Here is an 18,262-nt window from a genome sequence, read left to right as displayed (position 1 = left end):
GAAAATGAAAAATATAAAATTAGTTTACGTAATACTTTTAGTTCTTTTAGGCTTTTCATGTGAAACTTACCTAGAAGAACCGAACCCCAACGCTCCAGAACTTCTCGAGTCTGTAAATAATTTAGATGATACAAATAGAGTTCTTAATGGTGTTTATAACTCATTATTCAACCACTACGTGTTGAGTATTGAAGAAGATAACTTTAGAACCGATATTGGTGCTGCCAAAAACAGATTAACGCCAAGTATTGGTCAAGCAGAACATTTAGATTATTACTATCAAACTGTTACGCCATCCACTAGACGAATAGAGCAACGTTGGGGCGCATTATATCGTGGGATTTTCACAGCAAATCAAGCTTTGGCAGCCTTAGATAAAATTGAGCTTACATTATCCACAGCCAATCAAGTAAAAGCTTGGAATGAACAACGTGCACAAGCACTTTTCTTCAGGGGGTTGTATCACTTTTATGCACATTCAGTTTTTAACAAAGGAGCTGTAATCATAAGAGACAAATATGAATCTAATTTAGAGTTTAGACATAAAGATGTTTCAACTTCAGCTGAAGTTATCGCATTTTTCAGAAAAGATTTGGAAGACGCTTTACCTTACTTACCAATGCCTTCTGAAGTTACCGAGTTAGGTAGAGTAACCAAAGGAGCTGCTAAAATGATTTTGGCTAATTCATATTTATATGAAGCCACTGAAGGCGGACAAAGAGATATGGTTCTTATAGATAAAGCTATTACGCTATATGAAGAATTAAGAGACAATTACGGTTATAACCTTGAAACTCAAATAGACAATAAAACTTTAGGTGTTTCAAAAATGTTTACAACATTAGGAGATTTTAATAAGGAATCTATTTTCGAAATTCCTTACACAAATACATTTGGTGAGGAACTTGATGTTTTTAACGAAGCAAGCCCAAGTAATCGATTGGCTTGGAGAGCTTCTCATTTTAAGTTTGGCGGACAAAGTTTTATGCAACCAGCAGCTTGGTTAATTATGGCTTATGAAAAGGATCCACTGGATACTAGTAAATCTGTAAATACTATTACTACTGGAGACGGAAATTTAAATACACGCCGTGAATCGTTAAGATCATCAAATATGTTGTTTTTAAATAATGATTTAGACACGCCAATATATTCATTTCCTAATGTTTTAAACTCCCTTCCAGCTGCTGCGGGATCATGGGCAGGTTTACGTAATAATACCGGTGATTTTGTAGCCTTTAAAAAATATACAAATCATGATTTAGGTTTGGCAAGTGAAATAGCTACTCCAGGCGGCGTACAGCAATCGGGTAAAAATGTAGTAATTAATCGCTTATCGGAGGTATTATTAAATTTAGCTGAGTGCTATATCTATAAAGGAAAACTTCAGGAGTCAATAAATGAAATTAATAAAATTCGAGATAGATGGGCTTTAATGCCATTAGATTTAAGCAGTCAAATGGATAATACAGGAGTGGCTTATGATGAAACTACCCTAATGAAAAGACTTATGTATTTTGAAAAACCTTTAGAACTTTCTTTAGAAGGTCATGCCATACGTGTTATAGATTTAAGAAGATGGAACATAGCTCCACAACGCTTTACAGACCTAAGCGCTACATATTATAAAGGTGTAGATTTTCCAAGAACTGGCAGACGACCTATTACACAAGCATTAGCAAGAGGAACAAACACCAATGTAAGTGGGGGATTTATTAGTGATATAATGACAGTAGATGCATCAACCGTTCCAGCGGATGCTAGTACCCAACAAGCTCAAAAAATATTTCAAGAATTTGTAGGAGTTTCTGGGAATTATAACAAAAATGCTGGGTATTTACCAATACCAAACGAAGAAGATATTAATAATAACGGATACGAAAATTAAGAAATTATGAAAAAATATAATCTAATTTTATTATTATTTGTAGCGCTAGTAGGTTGTACTATTGACGACTATAACCAGCCTTCAGATTTTAGTAAGCCGCAAGTTTTTACAACAGGTATTTATAACATTAGTGCAAGTACTATAGCGAATAGCATTCCTATTTCTATTGATGATTTTAGTTCACTAACGGATGTTTCACAAGGTGTTGTTTCAAGATATTGGGTCATTGAAAATGGTACTCGTTTTTTAAACTCAGAATTTACAAGAAAAGATAGTCTTGATTTAGCACGATTTATTGATCCTGAATTAGGTAATATCCATTGGAAAGATGTTGTACATGTATTATTTCAAGAAGAAGGAGAAACAACGGTAACTTTAAAAAACAAGTTTAATAAAGCCGTAAGTTTATATGGGAATGATGCTGTACAAACTACCGATGGCTTATGGGAATTAACTACGGTTTTTAAATATGATGTATATGCCAAATTAAATGCAGAAGCTTCTGTTAAAAATTTGGAAGATGGTAAAGAGGTGATTCTTGCAGCTAATCAAAACCCAAGTATAGATAATACTAGTGGTTTTACTACTATTACTATCGAAGCTGGTTCAAAATTAACCTTTAAAGATTTAACAACAATAGGAAGACCAAGTGATAGAATTTGGGATTTTAAAGGAGGTCAGCCAGCAACCAGTACAGAAATTGAACAAGTAGTAACTTATAATAGAGTTGGGGAATATACGGCGATTTTAACTGTTTCCAGAGCTAAAAAAGGAAACAAAACGCTTAGATATTCTGAACAAACCAAAGCGATTCCAGTAATTGTTAAAGTTATTCCATCTACAAAACCGTTTACGATAAACGGTAATGCATTTGCAGTTGCAGACACAGACAATATCCCTGGTACTAAAAATATCGCGTTTAGGGTTAATGGAATATTAGAGTCGTTTACAGGATTGACAAATAATTTTTCAGTTAATGTTGTAAATGGATCTTTCAATCAAAATTTTACTGTGACTTCAGCTAAAGTAAGCAGTACAGATGAAACAATGATTGAATTAGAGCTAGCGCAACCTATATTAAATTCAGACACCGTTAAGCTTTCTTACAATGGCACAGCTATTAAAGCTATTGATGATAGGCAGTTATTGCCATTCACCAACGCAACAGTTTCTCCTTTGCTTATTAATTATTTAGCAAATGCTTTTAACCCTAGTTTTGAAGAGGCTTCTCAATCAAGTACAACAGGAGCTCAAAGTTATACACATTTTGTGGTAGGTAATAATTTAAGTCAAATCACCAATGCCGATGGATCTTTATATGCAGCAAGAAGTACTGAAAAGGCTAGCGACGGTAGTGCTTCAATGAAATACAATCTTGTTTTACCTTTAATAACTACGCAAGGATATTTCGGATTAATAAATAATACAGTATCAAATTCTAACATACCTACAGGAGATTATAAACTTACATTTGATGTGTTTATAGAAAGTGGAAATTTTATGGGCATATTTAATGCAATTCAAGGTGCGTCGTCATCACCATCTGGGGTGGGTATTCCATTTAATACACCAGCTACGGGCGAATGGTTTACTCTAGAGCGTACTTTTTCTGTAAATGGAACGCTAGGGGGGAATGTCGTTTTTAATGTGAGAAATGCCGACAATAGTGGTGTTACAGGAACACAAGTGTTTTATATTGATAATTTAAAAGTATTAAAAGTAGAAACTAGATAAAAAATTTCATTACAGGAATTTATAATTTAGTATTGATTTAAGGAACTTATTTGATACTTTAGGTTAAAATCTAATGAGTCAGATAATTATTAAATTAAAGAGTTAAGAAAAAGGTAATTTACATAATAATGTGATTATCTTTTTTTTGTATTAACCGAGAGTTTTTGTTTTTTACTCTGTTTAAGTTATAGAAGTGTTTAAATTATATTGATACTATTGAGGGAAATATTTAATGTAAATACGATGCACTCGATTGGAATCAAGTAGTTAATAATCAAAAGTGTAAAGTACAAATCAAAGTTAGAAATCAGAATTTATAACTTTCATTTAAGAATTATTTATAATGTATCCTTTAATTTCTTTGGCAATAAAATACGCAGAGTCATTTAATTTAGGTTTAAAACAATTTGAAATCAATCTCATAATTTTAAGTGATATCCAGGTAAACCCGAAAATTACTATTGGGATGAAATAAGTAATGATATCAGTTGATTTATTGACTGCGATAATTATGAGTATAACACACAAAAAAATAAGTAATAATTCATTAAAAATAGTAGGATAATACGTATGACTATCAGATATAGTTAACTTTACAATAGTAGTATTAGAGTCTGTTATAATGTTTCCTTTGACGGTTATATTTTTTTACATTGTAATTTGTAGATCCTTGAAAATTGTCATTAATTATGGAGCCTACAAATTTCCCTTTTAAAAGATGATTTTTTTATCAAAAAAGGGTATCTATTATTTTTAGAACGATTACTATATCAGTATGAGTTTCTCTGTAATAGTGTTCCGTTTTTTCAATCATTTTATATTCGGTCGGTGTTTGTACCAATGTTGAGTAACTTCAAAATTAAAAAAATAAAACAAAGTGTTGCCATATATTTAAATGCTTTTCAAAAGATTAATGGCAAAAAAAACTTCCAAAGTGTAAACTAAGGAAGCTTTTAAATAAACAATTTTAAGATTTTAATTACTCTTTTATGAATTTTTTGGTTGAAACTCCACTAGCAGAAGTTAATTTTAAAATATAAAGTGATTTGCTTAATGACGATACATTAATTTGCTCACTAACAATTTTAAAAGAAAGCACATTTTTACCTAATAAATCGTACACTTCCACTTTTTGTAAAGGTTCTTTGGTATTAATGTGTAGTACATCTTGTACTGGATTTGGATATGTTGAAAACTCAAAAGCTGTTTTGCTATTGGAAGATAATGTTGTTGAAGTTGAAAGAAGTATATTGTCCACTTTAATAGTTCCCTGATCAGTTAAAGCAGTACCATCCGCTTTTCTGAATACAATTTGCCAATTAGTTAAATTACCTGTCCAAGAAGCATTAGTTATCTCAAAATTATATACACTATATACGCCATCTGCATCAGTTGATATAGCTTCATCTATCGCATTAAACCAAGCGCCGTCGTTACCTCTAATTCTAAACAAACCAATTTGACTTGAATTATTACTTATTCTTAATTGAATAAACTTGTACGCTGAACTAATACCTCCCGGTGGAGCATACATTACCACGTTTGCTGTTGAACCAGTGTTATTAGACCAAGTTACTGTTAATTCTCCATTAGGTGAATTGCCAAATACAGAAGCAAATGCTCCAGTACCTCCTTGTGAAGTCCAGCCTTCCCAAGTTGTACCATCAAAGGCATAAACGATATCAGCTTGAGCATTCATTTGATAAATTCCTAAGGCACTTATAAAAGTGATTAGAAATAAATTGTTAAGTAATTTTTTTTTCATAATTTTTAAAAGTTTAGATTAATTGTTTGTTGCAATTTACGGGTTATTAGGCGTTTAGAATTAGTAGATATTACCCCGCTCTTAATAAAAATTACCTCGTTTTCAAATTATTTACTTATTTACGCTTCATGAGTTCTAATTTTACGGTTTACTTATGTGTAATACAAGGGGGTAATTTTGATTAGATAGTTGCAGTTGTTTGCTAATAATAGTAATAAAACAGGATAATTAGTTAAAATACAGTTATTAAATTGTTGTGTCTCTGTTTTTTTTTATCTTAGTCTTTCCTAAGAATATATGGGCGAACAGCTATATTTTTAAATTCCAACATACCAGACGATGAAACTAGTTTTAAAAGATTCAAATACATATATTAATAAACGTTTAACTGCAGATGAACGTGACGAACCTTGTTTGGATGTAGCATGGCATTATCACCCACAATTTGAGTTATTATATATATCTAAAAGTACAGGTATACGTTTTGTAGGTGATAGTGTAGCGCCTTTTTACCCAGGTGAGTTAGTCTTGGTTGGTGGTTATTTACCACATCTTTGGAGAAACGACCCAGAATATTATGAAGACAACAAAGGCTTAAGGGTTAAAACGATTGTTATAAAGTTTTTAAAAAACTTTATAGGTGAAGATACTTTTAAAAATCCTGAATTTTCAGAAATTAATGAGCTTCTGGATATATCAAAATTTGGTGTATCGTTTGGAAGAAGTGTTAGCAAAAAACTTCATAATGAATTAATGGAAATTCCATATTTATCATCTACTCAGCAGTCAATAAAAGTTTTGGATATATTATATAGATTGTCAAAAGTCGAAGATAAAACCCTATTGTCATCTTCTGATATGCGTCAATATTCTTTAGAAAATCCAGATCGCTTGGACAGTGTAATTCGATATATTTCTGATAATTATTCACAAGATATTTCTTTAACTGAAATTGCAGATATTGCTTGCATGACCACTAATTCCTTTTGTCGATTTTTTAAGAAAATGACAAATAAATCCTTTACTGAATTCTTAAATGAAGTACGTATTAGAAATGCCTCTCGTTTACTTGTTCAAGAAGATTTACCAATTTCAGAAATCTGTTATTCAGTAGGCTATAAGTCGATACCTAATTTCAATAAGCAGTTTAAAGAAATTATGTCTAGTACGCCTAAGGAATATAGATATTCCCTGTAATTTTTTTGTAAACCACTTTTTTGGGGTAAAAATGTGTACTTAATGGGTAACTTTTAATACACCTATTATATTGTTTTCTCATTCCTTTGTATGAATAAAAACGATTTACTTTATTTTAAGTAAGTAAATCATATATCATATAATTTCTTATTTATCATGAAAACAATAAAATTTATAATTCTGCTTGTTTTAATAGTTCAATTCAATGTCAACGCACAAAAAAAACCAAATATCATTTTATTATTTTCGGATGATGCTGGTTACGCCGATTTTGGTTTTCAAGGGAGCAAAGATTTAAAAACGCCTAATCTTGATAAGCTTGCAAAAAGCGGTATGATATTTAGGCAAGGTTATGTTACAGATGCCGTTTGCGGTCCTTCACGAGCAGGTCTTTTAACCGGTAAGTACCAACAAAGGTTTGGTTATGAAGAAATAAATGTGGTTGGTTTTATGAGCAAAAATTCTGGCTTAAAAGGTGAAGACATGGGGTTGCCATTAGACCAAGTTACCATGGCAGATTATTTAAAAAAACAGGGCTATAAAACAGCTTTATATGGGAAATGGCATCAAGGTGATGCCGATCGTTATCACCCAATGAAACGTGGATTTGATGAGTTTTATGGATTTAGAGGAGGAGACCGCAGTTATTATGCCTATAAAGATCAATTAGCTGAAGACCATAAAGATAAGCGAATGGAAAATGGGTTCGGAAATTTCGAAGAACCAGACGGATATGCAACGGATATTTTTGCAGACAAAGCAATCGATTTTATCGAAAGAAATAAAGATAATCCTTTTTTTATCATGCTATCCTTTAATGCGGTGCACACGCCATTAGAATCAAAACAAGACGATTTAGATAAATTTCCTAATCTTATAGGAAACAGAAAAGAATTAGCAGCTATGACTTTGGCATTAGACAGAGCTTGTGGGAATGTTATTAAAAAACTAAAAGATTTAGGTTTAGATGAAAACACCATCATTGTTTTTACCAATGATAATGGAGGACCTTCCGATAAAAATGGGTCAATCAATACACCGCTTAGTGGAACAAAATCAAACTATTTAGAAGGTGGAATTCGGGTGCCTTTTGTAATGAGTTGGCCGAAACATATCAAGAAAAATTCAACCTATAATTACCCAATTAGCACCTTCGATTTATTACCTACTTTTTATGCTGCTGCAGGTGGTAATACCAAAGAATTAAAGGATATTGATGGTGTGAATTTAATACCTTTTATTCAAGGTAAAAATACAGAAAGACCACATCAAACCTTATTTTGGAAAAAGGAAACCAGAGTAGCTTATAGAGATGGCGATTTAAAGTTAATTCGTTTTCCAGACAGACCCGCCATGCTTTTTGATATTTCTAAAGATATTGCTGAAGAACATAATCTTGCCAATAAATACCCAGACATCGTAAAAAAAATGTACAAAGAAATTTTTGCTTGGGAACTTACTTTAGAAAGACCGCTTTGGTTGCTAAAGCGAGAGTATGAAAAATACGATATAGACCGTATGGATCATTATTGGAAATTGAAATCTGAGTAATTATTCCAGTTTTTAAAAAACTAAGTATGGTCATACATTACCTTAAAAAGGTAAAATAATGTATGAAGTGGGTAAGTTTTGCTTAATTACAACAGTGAATGTGCTGTTATTTTGTAAAGAGAAATATCTCAAAAATCTTGAGAATAGTATTTATAAAATTTTAAATATTCAAAATGTATCCAATAGCACAACAGGCGATGTCGCCAGAAATTATCAAAAAAATAGACGAAGTAGGCATAATTGCTGTACTTGTTATTGATGAATTAAAACATGCAGTTCCTTTAGCAAAAGCTCTTTTAGAAGGAGGTATTGATGCTATTGAATTAACCCTGCGTACACCGGTAGCACTAGATGCTGCGCGTTTAATTAAGAAGGAAGTGCCCGAAATTTGTCTAGGTTTTGGAACCGTATTAACTATAGAACAAGTAAAAGCGGTTGTAGATGCCGGGGCAGATTTTGCCGTAGCACCAGGATGCAATCCTAAAATTATAGCAGAGGCAAGAAAACAAGGTTTGTCTTTTGCCCCCGGAATAATGACGCCAACAGATATTGAAATGGCACTTGAAGAGGGTTGTAGAGTTCTTAAATATTTTCCTGCTGAGTCTTCAGGAGGAATGGATCACTTAACAAATATGGTGGCACCTTATCAATATTTAAATCCGAAGTTTATTCCTCTTGGTGGGTGTAATTTAGAAAATGCAGGTTCGTATTTAGAATCGTCATTAATCACAGCAATCGGTGGATCTTGGGTTGCAAAGCGTCCGTTAATACAATCAGAAAATTGGGCTGAAATCACTAAAAATGCCACCGAAATCAGAACATTAATTAAAAAAATTAAAGCTAACAAATAGTTTAGAATATTATGAATATAGTTGTAACATTTGGAGAAATAATGGGCAGAATAGCTGCTCCTGAAAATTTAAGATTAAGACAAACTCGTCAATTTGATATGACGTATGCTGGTGCAGAAGCTAGTGTTGCCGCATCAATTTGTAATTTTGGTGGTGTAGCACGTTATGTTACAGCGCTTCCAAAACACGCTTTGGCTGATGCTACCGTTGATTCTGTACGTGCAGTGGGTGTAGATACTCAGTATGTTTTACGCACAAACAAAGGACGTTTAGGATTATACTTTTTAGAAACAGGGGCTAATCAACGCCCTAGTAATGTAATTTATGATAGAGCAGATTCTGCAATCGCTATTACACCTCCGGATGCTTATGATTGGAAGGCTATTTTTAAAGGCGCCAGTTGGTTGCATTTAAGTGGCATTACACCTGCACTTTCAAAAAATGCGGCAGAAGCAACTTTAGTAGCTGCAAAAAACGCAAAAGCTGCGGGCGCTTCGGTGTCAATAGATTTAAATTTTAGAGGTAAACTTTGGGATTGGGATGCTTCAAAATCTGCTCGTGAATTAGCGCAAGAAACCATGCGTAAAATTTTACCTTTCGTAGACGTTGTGATTGGAAATGAGGAGGACTGTCATGATGTTTTAGGTATTAAAGCGGGTGATACCGATGTACATGCAGGAAAACTAGATACGTCTCGTTATCCGGATGTAGCGCGTCAGGTTTCAAAACAATTTCCAAATGTTAGTAAAGTGGCTATCACATTGCGTGAAAGCTATTCGGCTTCACATAATAATTGGGGTGCCATGTTATATGATGTCGCTTCAGATAAGGCCTTTTTTGCACCGCTAGATGCAGAAGGAAATTACCAGTCATATGAAATTAAAAATATAGTGGATAGAGTAGGTGGCGGAGATTCCTTTGCAGGGGGTTTAATATTTGCGTTGACAACTGCAGATTTAAAAGAACCTCAAACAGCAGTTAAATATGCGGTGGCAGCATCGTGTTTAAAACATTCCATAAAAGGAGATTTTAACTTTTCTACACGTTCAGAAGTTGAAGCCCTTATGGGTGGTTCTGGTTCTGGTAGAGTTGTGAGATAATTCGATTATTTTTAAATAATTTATATGAAAAATATATCTGCATTATTAATGATGATGGTTATTTGCTTTTTGACTCTAAATTGTAAAAGTCAATCAGTTTCTGTGAAATCAGAAGTAAATCCTTCAGTAGTTTATCCGTTTTCAGATCCAAGTAATTCAGGTAATTGGGCTCTAAATGAAGTGGTGAGCGATGAATTTGAAGCAGCTACCATAGATGAAGACAAATGGTATATCGTTGGAAAATTTGAAAATGGGAAACCAGTTTATAAAGATCCAGATTACCCAAATAAAAACGTTTGGAAAGGACGTGCACCATCGCAATTTTCTGGAAGAAATTACAGATTAGAAGGTGGAAAGTTAATTCTTGAAACCCGTTGGGAACCCAATTTTCCATTTGCAGATGATAATAAACAAGCCTGGGGAAAGGATAATAAAATTGAAAAATTCGAAAATCTTACCACAGCATGTTTTATTGGTCGTAGAGAATTCAAGTACGGCTATATGGAAATAAAAAGTAAAGCTGCTGATGCCGAAATTACTAGTGCGTTTTGGGCAACAGGTAGTCAAACTGAGTTAGATATTTTTGAACAATTTGGTGATCACCGTCAAAAAGGAAAAGAATGGATGGATAGAGAACTTTGGTGGTCTATTCACGATTGGAGTAAAGAAGGCAAAGGTAAATCTGTTTATACCGAACATTTAGATTATGGCTTTAGAGTAGCCGATGATTTTCATGTGTATGGCATAGAATGGGATGAAAACGGTTTGAAGCAGTATGTAGATGGTAAATTATTTACTCAAGTAACTAAAGAACAAGTGGATGCTTATGCTAAAGAACATGAATTACCTAATGGATGGGTAATGACGGGGCCTATTCATTTGTGGTTAGATCAGGAAACGTTTCCTTGGCATGGCGTTCCAGATAGTAAAGAAGATTTAGAATTAAATAGTCCAGAAGGAAAAAAAGATGACGGCGTAGTCGATTTTGAAATTGAATATGTACGTGTTTGGCAAAAAAAAATAAAATAACTTTAACTAAATAAAACAATTATTATGAAACAAATTATTTTAGTATTAATATTAACAATGGCAGTTAGCACAACATTTGGACAAGACAAATGGCAACAAAAGAAGATAGATTATTTTGTTGAAGCTGCGACAAAAGAATTTAAATTAGACAATAAACAAAAAAAAGAACTTTTAGTGTTGCGTACAGATTATTTTAACGACTACATGGTTATCATAAAAAATGGTAAAGAAGGAGAAATAACTGAAGAAGAGCAAAAGACTCAACTTAATGAACATAACCAAAATTTTAATATTAAGTTAAAAGAAATTACGGGTTCAAATAATATTCAACCATTTTTAGTTAGAATGCGAGATGAATTGAAAAATGTAAAATAAAAGTAGAGTTGTATATTTTATACTTTAAAAAATCTTCAAGGGTAATCTCTTGAAGATTTTTTTTTAAAATAGAATCACATATTATTTATCATAAAACCAAAAATAAGGTAATTTCTTTATGATGTTGGGTAATTTCAGATAGGTTTTTAGCGAATTTTTGAATTAATTTTGAACCAAACTACTTCCAGTATCTTAAAATTTTAAGAAGCTATACTTAATAAAACAAATAAAATATGATATAAAATCAAACGTAAAATCAACTAAACAAAATTCATTTTATAAAAAAAATCGGCAAATGCTAGAACATTCACCGATTAGATAAAATGATTCAAACTTTATTAAACCATTAAACTCAAAACAAAAATATGAAAAATCACCTTAATTTAGAGGGAAACACCCTTTATTCATTAAAGTTTGATTTAAAGTTGAGACTTACAATTTGTTTAATTGTATGTTCACTTTTTCAAATGCAAGCAAATACCTTTTCTAAAACAGAAAAAAAAGAAATAGAATCGACACAAAAAATCACAATTTCAGGAACAGTTTCAGATGCTGGTGGACCTTTACCAGGAGTAAATATTGTAGTAAAAGGCACTACTAATGGAACACAAACCGACTTTGATGGAGCCTATAGTATAACAGTTGATAATAATCAAGCTATATTGGTGTTTTCGTACATTGGTTATAGCACCAAAGAAGTAGTTATAGGTAATAACAAAAGTATTAATGTAGTTTTAGATCAGGATACAGCAAAACTCGATGAAGTAGTGGTTGTTGGATATACCACCAGAAAACGAGGGGATATCACTGGTTCTATTAGTACCATAAATGCTGAGGAGATCCAAAATACAGGTAATAAGGATGTTGCCAAGTCTTTATCAGGTAAAGTTTCTGGTTTAATTGTTGTAGATAGAGGAGGATATCCTGGTTCTACGGATTCTAATGATTTAACACTTTTAATCAGAGGTAAATCTACTTTAAATAACAATTCACCTTTAATATTAATTGATGGAGTTCCTAATGGTTCATTTTCACAATTGGCACCACAAGATATTGAATCTTTATCTGTTTTGAAAGATGGTGCTGCTGCTATTTACGGGACTAGAGCTGCAAATGGAGTGATTTTGATAACCACAAAAAGAGGTAAGTCTGGTAAACCAAAATTTAATTTTTCCACGTCTTATACGGTTTCTAAGTTCTCTGCTTTTCCAGATCAAATGAACTCGGAACAGTTTGCGATTTATGAAAATGAAATAGCGGCAAGAAAAAATGTTGCGTTACCGTTTTCACAAGCTGATATAACACAATATGCGGATGGCAGCGACCCACTTAATTTTCCTAATACGAATTGGGCAGATTTAACATTTGCTAAATCTTCACCAGAAACAAGACATTCCTTATCTATTTTAGGAGGTAATGAAAATGTGAATTATTTTGTTAGTGGTGATGCTCTTAAGCAACAGGGTATTTATAAATCAGGTGATTTAAATTTTGACCAATATCAACTGCGTTCAAATATAGATATTAAACTTTTTGAAGATTTTAAATTGGGAGTGGATGTATCTGGTAGAGTAGGAGAATCCAATGAGCCTGGTGTTGATAGAGCAAACATTTACAAACATATTTATACAAACCGACCTACTGATATTGGGGTTTATCCTAATGGCTTACCAGGTTTTGGAGGTGAAAACGGACAGAATCCTGTAATCATGACGAGTAACGCGTCTGGTTTTGTAAATAGAATAACTAACAACCTGAACTCTAGAATTTCTTATGAATGGAAAATGGATAAATTTGTTGAAGGTTTAAGTTTAAGAGGCTTTGCCAGTTTAGGTCAAACTAGTTATGAGCAAAAGGATTGGGATAAACCTTGGACGTATTACCAACTTGTTAATGGTGAATATGTACCATCTCAAGGGTTTCAAGTTAGTTCAAATAGAGTATTAAATGAAACGTTCAATAGAAGCAATACATCATTATTAAACTCAACGCTTCATTATTCAACATTGATTGGAGATGACCATAGTTTAAGTGCTTTTGTAGGGTATGAACAATCTGAAACAAAGAACCGTTCATTTTTTGCGCAAAGAACTGGCTTTACCTTTGATACAATTACGGAGCTAGATCTTGGTAGTAGCACGCTTCAAACCAACGGAGGTACTTCACAAATCTTTGCATTTGTAAGTTATTTCGGATCTATGTCATATGACTTTCAGAAAAAATATTTTATTGATTTAACATTACGTCGTGATGGTTCAAGTAGGTTTGCTCCAGGCTATAAATTTGGAACATTTCCAGGTGTAGCTGTATCATGGGCAATTGATAAAGAATCTTTTATGGAAAATGTTAATTGGGTCAATTCCTTAAAGATTAGAGCGTCTTGGTCTATAATGGGTAATGATAGAGTAGATCAATTTCAATATTTAAATAGATATGACTTTGGATATCCTTCAAATAACCAAGGTAATGGGTGGTATCAACCAAATGGCTATGTATTTGGAACGCCTGGAGTACAAGTAGGTGGTTTTGGAAGAGCCAACGTGCCCAATGGAGATATTACTTGGGAAACAGCTGATATAAAGAATTTAGGGTTGAGTTATTCGTTTTTTGATAGCAGATTATCTGGAGATTTTAATTATTTCTATCAAAAAAGAACAGATATCTTGGTTCAAGACAGTTCAATTCCAGATATTACAGGTTTAACATTGCCGAACCTACCAGATGAAAATTTAGGAGAGGTTAACAATTCTGGTTGGGAACTAGAATTGGCTTGGAAAGACGAAATAGGAAAAGTTGGCTATAATGTTGGTTTTAATTTTACTAAAACGAAAAACGAAGTAGTGAATTTAGGTGAATCTGCCAATGTACCTGATTATAGAAAGAGAGAAGGAAGATCTATTGATTCGTATATTGTTTATCCTACAGCGGGGATTTTTAGAGACCAGGCTCAGGTGGATGCTACTGCTGTTAAAAAACCTGGTACGGTAGAAGGAGAACCTATTTACCTTGATACAAATGGTGATAATAAAATTGACGCTGAAGATAGAATACGAGTAAATTCTTCTGCCATCCCAGAAATTCAATATGGTATTTATGGAGGTTTAACCTTTAGTAATTGGAATTTTAATTTTCTGTTACAAGGACAGGCAGAAGCAGAAGTGTTAGTTTTCTTTGATCAATCAGGAGCAAAACCAGATTTTGTATTTAATGATAGATGGACACCAAATAACCGTGATGCATCATATCCACGTGCTTTTGGACAAGGAGATTCTTATAGTGCTTTGCAAAGTACGGGTCCTAATCAAGTTAATAGTGGTTTTGAAGGTGCTGATTTTTACTTAAAGGATGCCTCTTTTTTAAGACTGAAAGAAATTGAATTAGGCTACACGCTTAAAAAAGACATAACAAAATTTGCCGATATGAAAATTTTTGTACGAGGGTTTAATCTTCTAACAATGTTTTCTGATATATATGATTTGGGTCTAGATCCAGAAGCAACGGGTTACAATAACTTTAGAAACAGTACGTATCCATCTTTAAAGAGTGTTACGGTAGGTCTAAACATAAATTTCTAATGGGTTATGAAAAAGTATAATTTAATAAGAAAAAAAATGAAGAATATAAAAATAATATCAATCGGTTTTCTAACGGCTTTTTTTATAATGTTTAGTTGTGAGGAAATATTAGATGTTGAACCAAAAGATTCGGTTACTCCTGTTGCTATATACCAGGATATTGATCAAGTAGAGAAATTGATAGTAACCATGTACAATAGTACAGAAGGTTGGGCAATTAGAAGAAATGAATTTTGGGGTCAAAGAATTAACCTTGAAGGAGCTTCATTCGAAGCTAAATTTAATTTTCAGGACAGAAATGATATTTATAATTTAAGATCTGGTGGTTGGTCAACCTCAAACGTTGGGTTGGCTTTTGAAGTGAAATGGCAAAATTACTGGTCTTATGTGCAATCAAGCAATGAATTCTTGAGTAACATTGAAGGAAGTCCTGCCAAAGCAGCAAATCCAGCGAAAGCAGATCTTTTAATTGCTGAAGCAAGGTTTTTGAGAGCCAATTTATATGCTAAATTGATTAAATATTTCGGGGGAGTACCAATAATTACAGAACCAAATCAACTAACTGGTGATTTTAGTTTTACTAGAAACAGTTATGAAGATTGTGTTAAGTTTATTGTAGCTGAATTAGACGCTGTGGCTCCTATTTTGCCACCAACGCGTCCAGCAGCAGAATTTGGAAGAGCCACAAAATTAGCAGCAATGGCTGTTAAATCACGAACACTGTTATATGCTGCTAGTAAAGTACATGATCCTGCTTCATTGCCGCAAACTCAGAATACTGAATTGTATTCATATCCAGTTGCTACCAAATGGGCAGATGCTGAGAAAGCAGCAAAAGATATTATAGACATTGTTGGTGATAATGCATTACCTCAAGTAGCTGATGCAACAGCGTATCAAAAATTGTTTTTGTCGCCAAACAGCGAAATACTTTTTGCAAGACCGTATGCTGATGGATTGTATGAAGTTGGTACAGGTGGGTTTAATGCAGCAAACTCTTTGCCTGATTTAGCACAATCACCTAGTGGTTATGGTGGATGGGGTTTATGTTCGCCTACCCATAATTTTGCTTTAGAGTTTAATTTTGCCGACGGAACAGCAACTGGGGGTGTAACTCCAGCAAGTCCAAATACAAATAGAGAAATGAGGTATTATGCAAACCTTAATTATCAAGGGGCGATGTTTAGAGGTCGACCTGTTGATTATGCACTGGCCGAAACTCCAAGTGTAACAACACCAGACGGTTTAGATTCTCCTAAAGGTTTAGGGAATGTACAGCATTCATCTAAAACAGGCTATAATATTAGAAAGTTTCAAGATGAAACATTAGCAAAAACAAACGGAATTTCTCCTAATCGTCCTTATATTCTATATCGAATAGCTGAAGTCTATTTAAATTATGCTGAAGCTTTGGCTGAACAAAACAAAGATGCATTAGCATTAACATATCTTAATATTGTATCTACAAGAGCAAAACAACCAACTATTATTGGGCTTACCGGACCAGCTCTAAAGGCAGCTATAAAAAGAGAAAGACGTGTTGAGCTTTGTTTTGAAGGACATAGTTTCTTTGATGAACGACGTTGGATGAATGAAGACAAGCTTGGTTTTGATATTAAAGGGTTAACTTGGACTAAATCAACAGCAGGACCTGTTACTTTTGTAGAATATACAGTTGTTAATAGACCTTGGGATAAAAAGATGTACTATTTACCAATTCCTGCATCAGAGGTTGAGATATCTCCTACATTAAAACAAAACGATTTCTATTAAATAGTTTAGATTTTTTTACTGGTTTAGCTGAGTATTTATAAAAAAACCGAGAATATAATTCTCGGTTTTTTTAGTTATTTCGATGAAATGTTATTTTATGCAATTAGGTAATATTGATTATTTCAAGGGTAATATAACGCGGTGTTAAATTATAGATATCGTTTATTTTAGTACATTGAAAATAGTAAGATAATTTCAATTTATAAATTCATGTTTTTATTGTTTAACAAACATTAAAAAATATTTTTCTTTAATAATAAAACATATTATATGGTAATTGAAAAAATAGAGGCATTTGTATTAAAAGATAAGCTATCTAATAGCTTTTTCTTTTCGCAATGGGAGTATGCAGAAAGATGCATTTGTGTGGTAAAAGTAACGGCTTCAGACGGAACTTATGGATGGGGAGAAGGTTATGGGCCAGCAACATTAGTAGAAGCGGGAATTAAATTGCTAGAACCTATTGTTATAGGTGAAGACCCGTTACAAAACGAGGTTATCTGGAATAAAATGTATCGCAAAACTTTAGATTTTGCACGAAGAGGCGTGTTAATGGCTTCTATTAGTGCTATTGATATTGCTATCTGGGATTTAAAAGGTAAAATACTTGGATTGCCAATTTCAATTTTGTTGGGAGGAGCTCACAGAACAAAAATAAGACCTTATGCAACAGGTATGTATTTTACAGACCCTAAAAATCCTACGAGAGATTTTGAAAAGGAAGCAAAACTTTATATCTCGCAAGGTTTTAAAGCTATGAAAATGAAAGTTGGTTTAGGTATTAAAGCCGATGTGGAGAACGTAAAAATGATGCGAGAAATAATTGGTCCAGATATTCAGTTAATGGTAGATTCTAATCATGCGTATACGTTAAGAGAAGCAACTGAACTCGCCAGAAAAATTGAAAAATACGATATTGGTTGGTTTGAAGAGCCTTTATCTCCAGAGTTTTACGATCAGCACTATGAATTAAGACAAAAAACATCCATTCCAATTGCTGGTGGTGAATGCGAATATTTACGATTTGGTTTTCAACAATTAATCAAAAGTAAATCAGTAGATATTATTCAACCAGATATATGCGCAGCTGGAGGTTTAACAGAAGCAAAAAGAATTGCTGCTTTAGCAAGTACAAACGGTATTGATATAATACCACATACTTGGGGAACTTCAATAGGGCTTCATGTGGCACTTCATTTTATTTCAAATATTGAGTCTATACCAGGAAGAATGCACCAACCAGAATTTTTAATCGAATTTGATCAAACCGAAAATGGTTTAAGAGATAATTTATCTTTTCCTAAAATAGAGATGAAAGATGGGATGATTGAAGTTCCAAAAAGACCAGGTCTTGGAATTGATATCGATGAAGACGTATTAGAAAGATATGCAGTATGTAAAACAACATTTAAAAAATAGTAAAG

The 18,262-nt window shown here is 33.0% G+C and carries 12 protein-coding genes; 11 read left to right on the top strand and 1 reads right to left on the bottom strand.

All coding sequences use genetic code 11. The features are described 5' to 3' along the window. The first annotated feature begins 4 nt into the window (after nucleotides 1-4). Both EV196_RS08130 and EV196_RS08125 read left to right on the top strand, forming a co-directional pair. Complete coding sequence (locus EV196_RS08130) at nucleotides 5-1,888, top strand: RagB/SusD family nutrient uptake outer membrane protein (RefSeq protein WP_132217184.1); 1,884 nt, start codon at nucleotides 5-7, stop codon at nucleotides 1,886-1,888. Between the two features lie 6 nt (nucleotides 1,889-1,894). Further along, entirely contained in the window at nucleotides 1,895-3,622 is a 1,728-nt protein-coding gene (locus tag EV196_RS08125) for a PKD domain-containing protein (RefSeq protein WP_132217182.1), read from the top strand. 979 nt (nucleotides 3,623-4,601) lie between these two features. Here EV196_RS08125 and EV196_RS08120 read toward each other — a convergent pair. Then, the gene (locus EV196_RS08120) at nucleotides 4,602-5,387 is read right to left on the bottom strand and encodes a T9SS type A sorting domain-containing protein (RefSeq protein WP_132217180.1); all 786 of its coding nucleotides are present in this window, start codon (nucleotides 5,385-5,387) and stop codon (nucleotides 4,602-4,604) included. A 339-nt stretch (nucleotides 5,388-5,726) separates the two neighbouring features. Here EV196_RS08120 and EV196_RS08115 point away from each other — a divergent pair, with 339 nt between their 5' ends. The 9 genes from EV196_RS08115 to EV196_RS08075 all read left to right on the top strand — a co-directional run bounded on the left by EV196_RS08115 (nucleotide 5,727) and on the right by EV196_RS08075 (nucleotide 18,257). After that, the gene (locus EV196_RS08115; protein ID WP_132217178.1) at nucleotides 5,727-6,584 is read left to right on the top strand and encodes an AraC family transcriptional regulator; all 858 of its coding nucleotides are present in this window, start codon (nucleotides 5,727-5,729) and stop codon (nucleotides 6,582-6,584) included. A 156-nt stretch (nucleotides 6,585-6,740) separates the two neighbouring features. Then, nucleotides 6,741-8,135: a sulfatase-like hydrolase/transferase gene (locus tag EV196_RS08110; protein WP_132217176.1), complete on the top strand. Its 1,395-nt coding sequence runs from the start codon at nucleotides 6,741-6,743 to the stop codon at nucleotides 8,133-8,135. Between the two features lie 173 nt (nucleotides 8,136-8,308). Then, a complete protein-coding gene (locus EV196_RS08105; RefSeq protein ID WP_207902831.1) occupies nucleotides 8,309-8,986 on the top strand; it encodes a bifunctional 4-hydroxy-2-oxoglutarate aldolase/2-dehydro-3-deoxy-phosphogluconate aldolase in 678 nt (225 codons plus the stop codon). An 11-nt stretch (nucleotides 8,987-8,997) separates the two neighbouring features. Then, entirely contained in the window at nucleotides 8,998-10,086 is a 1,089-nt protein-coding gene (locus EV196_RS08100) for a sugar kinase (protein WP_132217174.1), read from the top strand. A gap of 24 nt (nucleotides 10,087-10,110) precedes the next feature. After that, on the top strand, nucleotides 10,111-11,115 hold the full coding sequence (locus tag EV196_RS08095) for a family 16 glycosylhydrolase (protein ID WP_132217172.1): 1,005 nt from the start codon (nucleotides 10,111-10,113) through the stop codon (nucleotides 11,113-11,115). Nucleotides 11,116-11,139: 24 nt separating this feature from the next. After that, the gene (locus EV196_RS08090; protein WP_132217170.1) at nucleotides 11,140-11,490 is read left to right on the top strand and encodes a hypothetical protein; all 351 of its coding nucleotides are present in this window, start codon (nucleotides 11,140-11,142) and stop codon (nucleotides 11,488-11,490) included. Between the two features lie 365 nt (nucleotides 11,491-11,855). Then, nucleotides 11,856-15,065, top strand: a complete 3,210-nt coding sequence (locus EV196_RS08085; RefSeq protein WP_132217168.1) for a SusC/RagA family TonB-linked outer membrane protein — start codon at nucleotides 11,856-11,858, stop codon at nucleotides 15,063-15,065. A gap of 36 nt (nucleotides 15,066-15,101) precedes the next feature. Beyond that, entirely contained in the window at nucleotides 15,102-16,838 is a 1,737-nt protein-coding gene (locus EV196_RS08080) for a RagB/SusD family nutrient uptake outer membrane protein (protein WP_132217166.1), read from the top strand. A 270-nt stretch (nucleotides 16,839-17,108) separates the two neighbouring features. Then, on the top strand, nucleotides 17,109-18,257 hold the full coding sequence (locus EV196_RS08075; protein WP_132217164.1) for a mandelate racemase/muconate lactonizing enzyme family protein: 1,149 nt from the start codon (nucleotides 17,109-17,111) through the stop codon (nucleotides 18,255-18,257). Nucleotides 18,258-18,262 lie beyond the last annotated feature (5 nt).

This window comes from Mariniflexile fucanivorans, assembly GCF_004341235.1.
Classification (GTDB): Bacteria; Bacteroidota; Bacteroidia; order Flavobacteriales; family Flavobacteriaceae; genus Mariniflexile; species Mariniflexile fucanivorans.
Note: the sequence above shows the minus strand (reverse complement) of the source record. Positions and strands in the feature narration are given on the sequence as shown.

Coding starts and splice junctions, on each gene's coding strand:
- EV196_RS08120 (WP_132217180.1), bottom strand. CDS start 5,387: ATGAAAAAAAAATTACTTAACAATTTATTTCTAATCACTTTTATAAGT.
- EV196_RS08125 (WP_132217182.1), top strand. CDS start 1,895: ATGAAAAAATATAATCTAATTTTATTATTATTTGTAGCGCTAGTAGGT.
- EV196_RS08100 (WP_132217174.1), top strand. CDS start 8,998: ATGAATATAGTTGTAACATTTGGAGAAATAATGGGCAGAATAGCTGCT.
- EV196_RS08105 (WP_207902831.1), top strand. CDS start 8,309: ATGTATCCAATAGCACAACAGGCGATGTCGCCAGAAATTATCAAAAAA.
- EV196_RS08090 (WP_132217170.1), top strand. CDS start 11,140: ATGAAACAAATTATTTTAGTATTAATATTAACAATGGCAGTTAGCACA.
- EV196_RS08095 (WP_132217172.1), top strand. CDS start 10,111: ATGAAAAATATATCTGCATTATTAATGATGATGGTTATTTGCTTTTTG.
- EV196_RS08080 (WP_132217166.1), top strand. CDS start 15,102: ATGAAGAATATAAAAATAATATCAATCGGTTTTCTAACGGCTTTTTTT.
- EV196_RS08075 (WP_132217164.1), top strand. CDS start 17,109: ATGGTAATTGAAAAAATAGAGGCATTTGTATTAAAAGATAAGCTATCT.
- EV196_RS08110 (WP_132217176.1), top strand. CDS start 6,741: ATGAAAACAATAAAATTTATAATTCTGCTTGTTTTAATAGTTCAATTC.
- EV196_RS08130 (WP_132217184.1), top strand. CDS start 5: ATGAAAAATATAAAATTAGTTTACGTAATACTTTTAGTTCTTTTAGGC.
- EV196_RS08115 (WP_132217178.1), top strand. CDS start 5,727: ATGAAACTAGTTTTAAAAGATTCAAATACATATATTAATAAACGTTTA.
- EV196_RS08085 (WP_132217168.1), top strand. CDS start 11,856: ATGAAAAATCACCTTAATTTAGAGGGAAACACCCTTTATTCATTAAAG.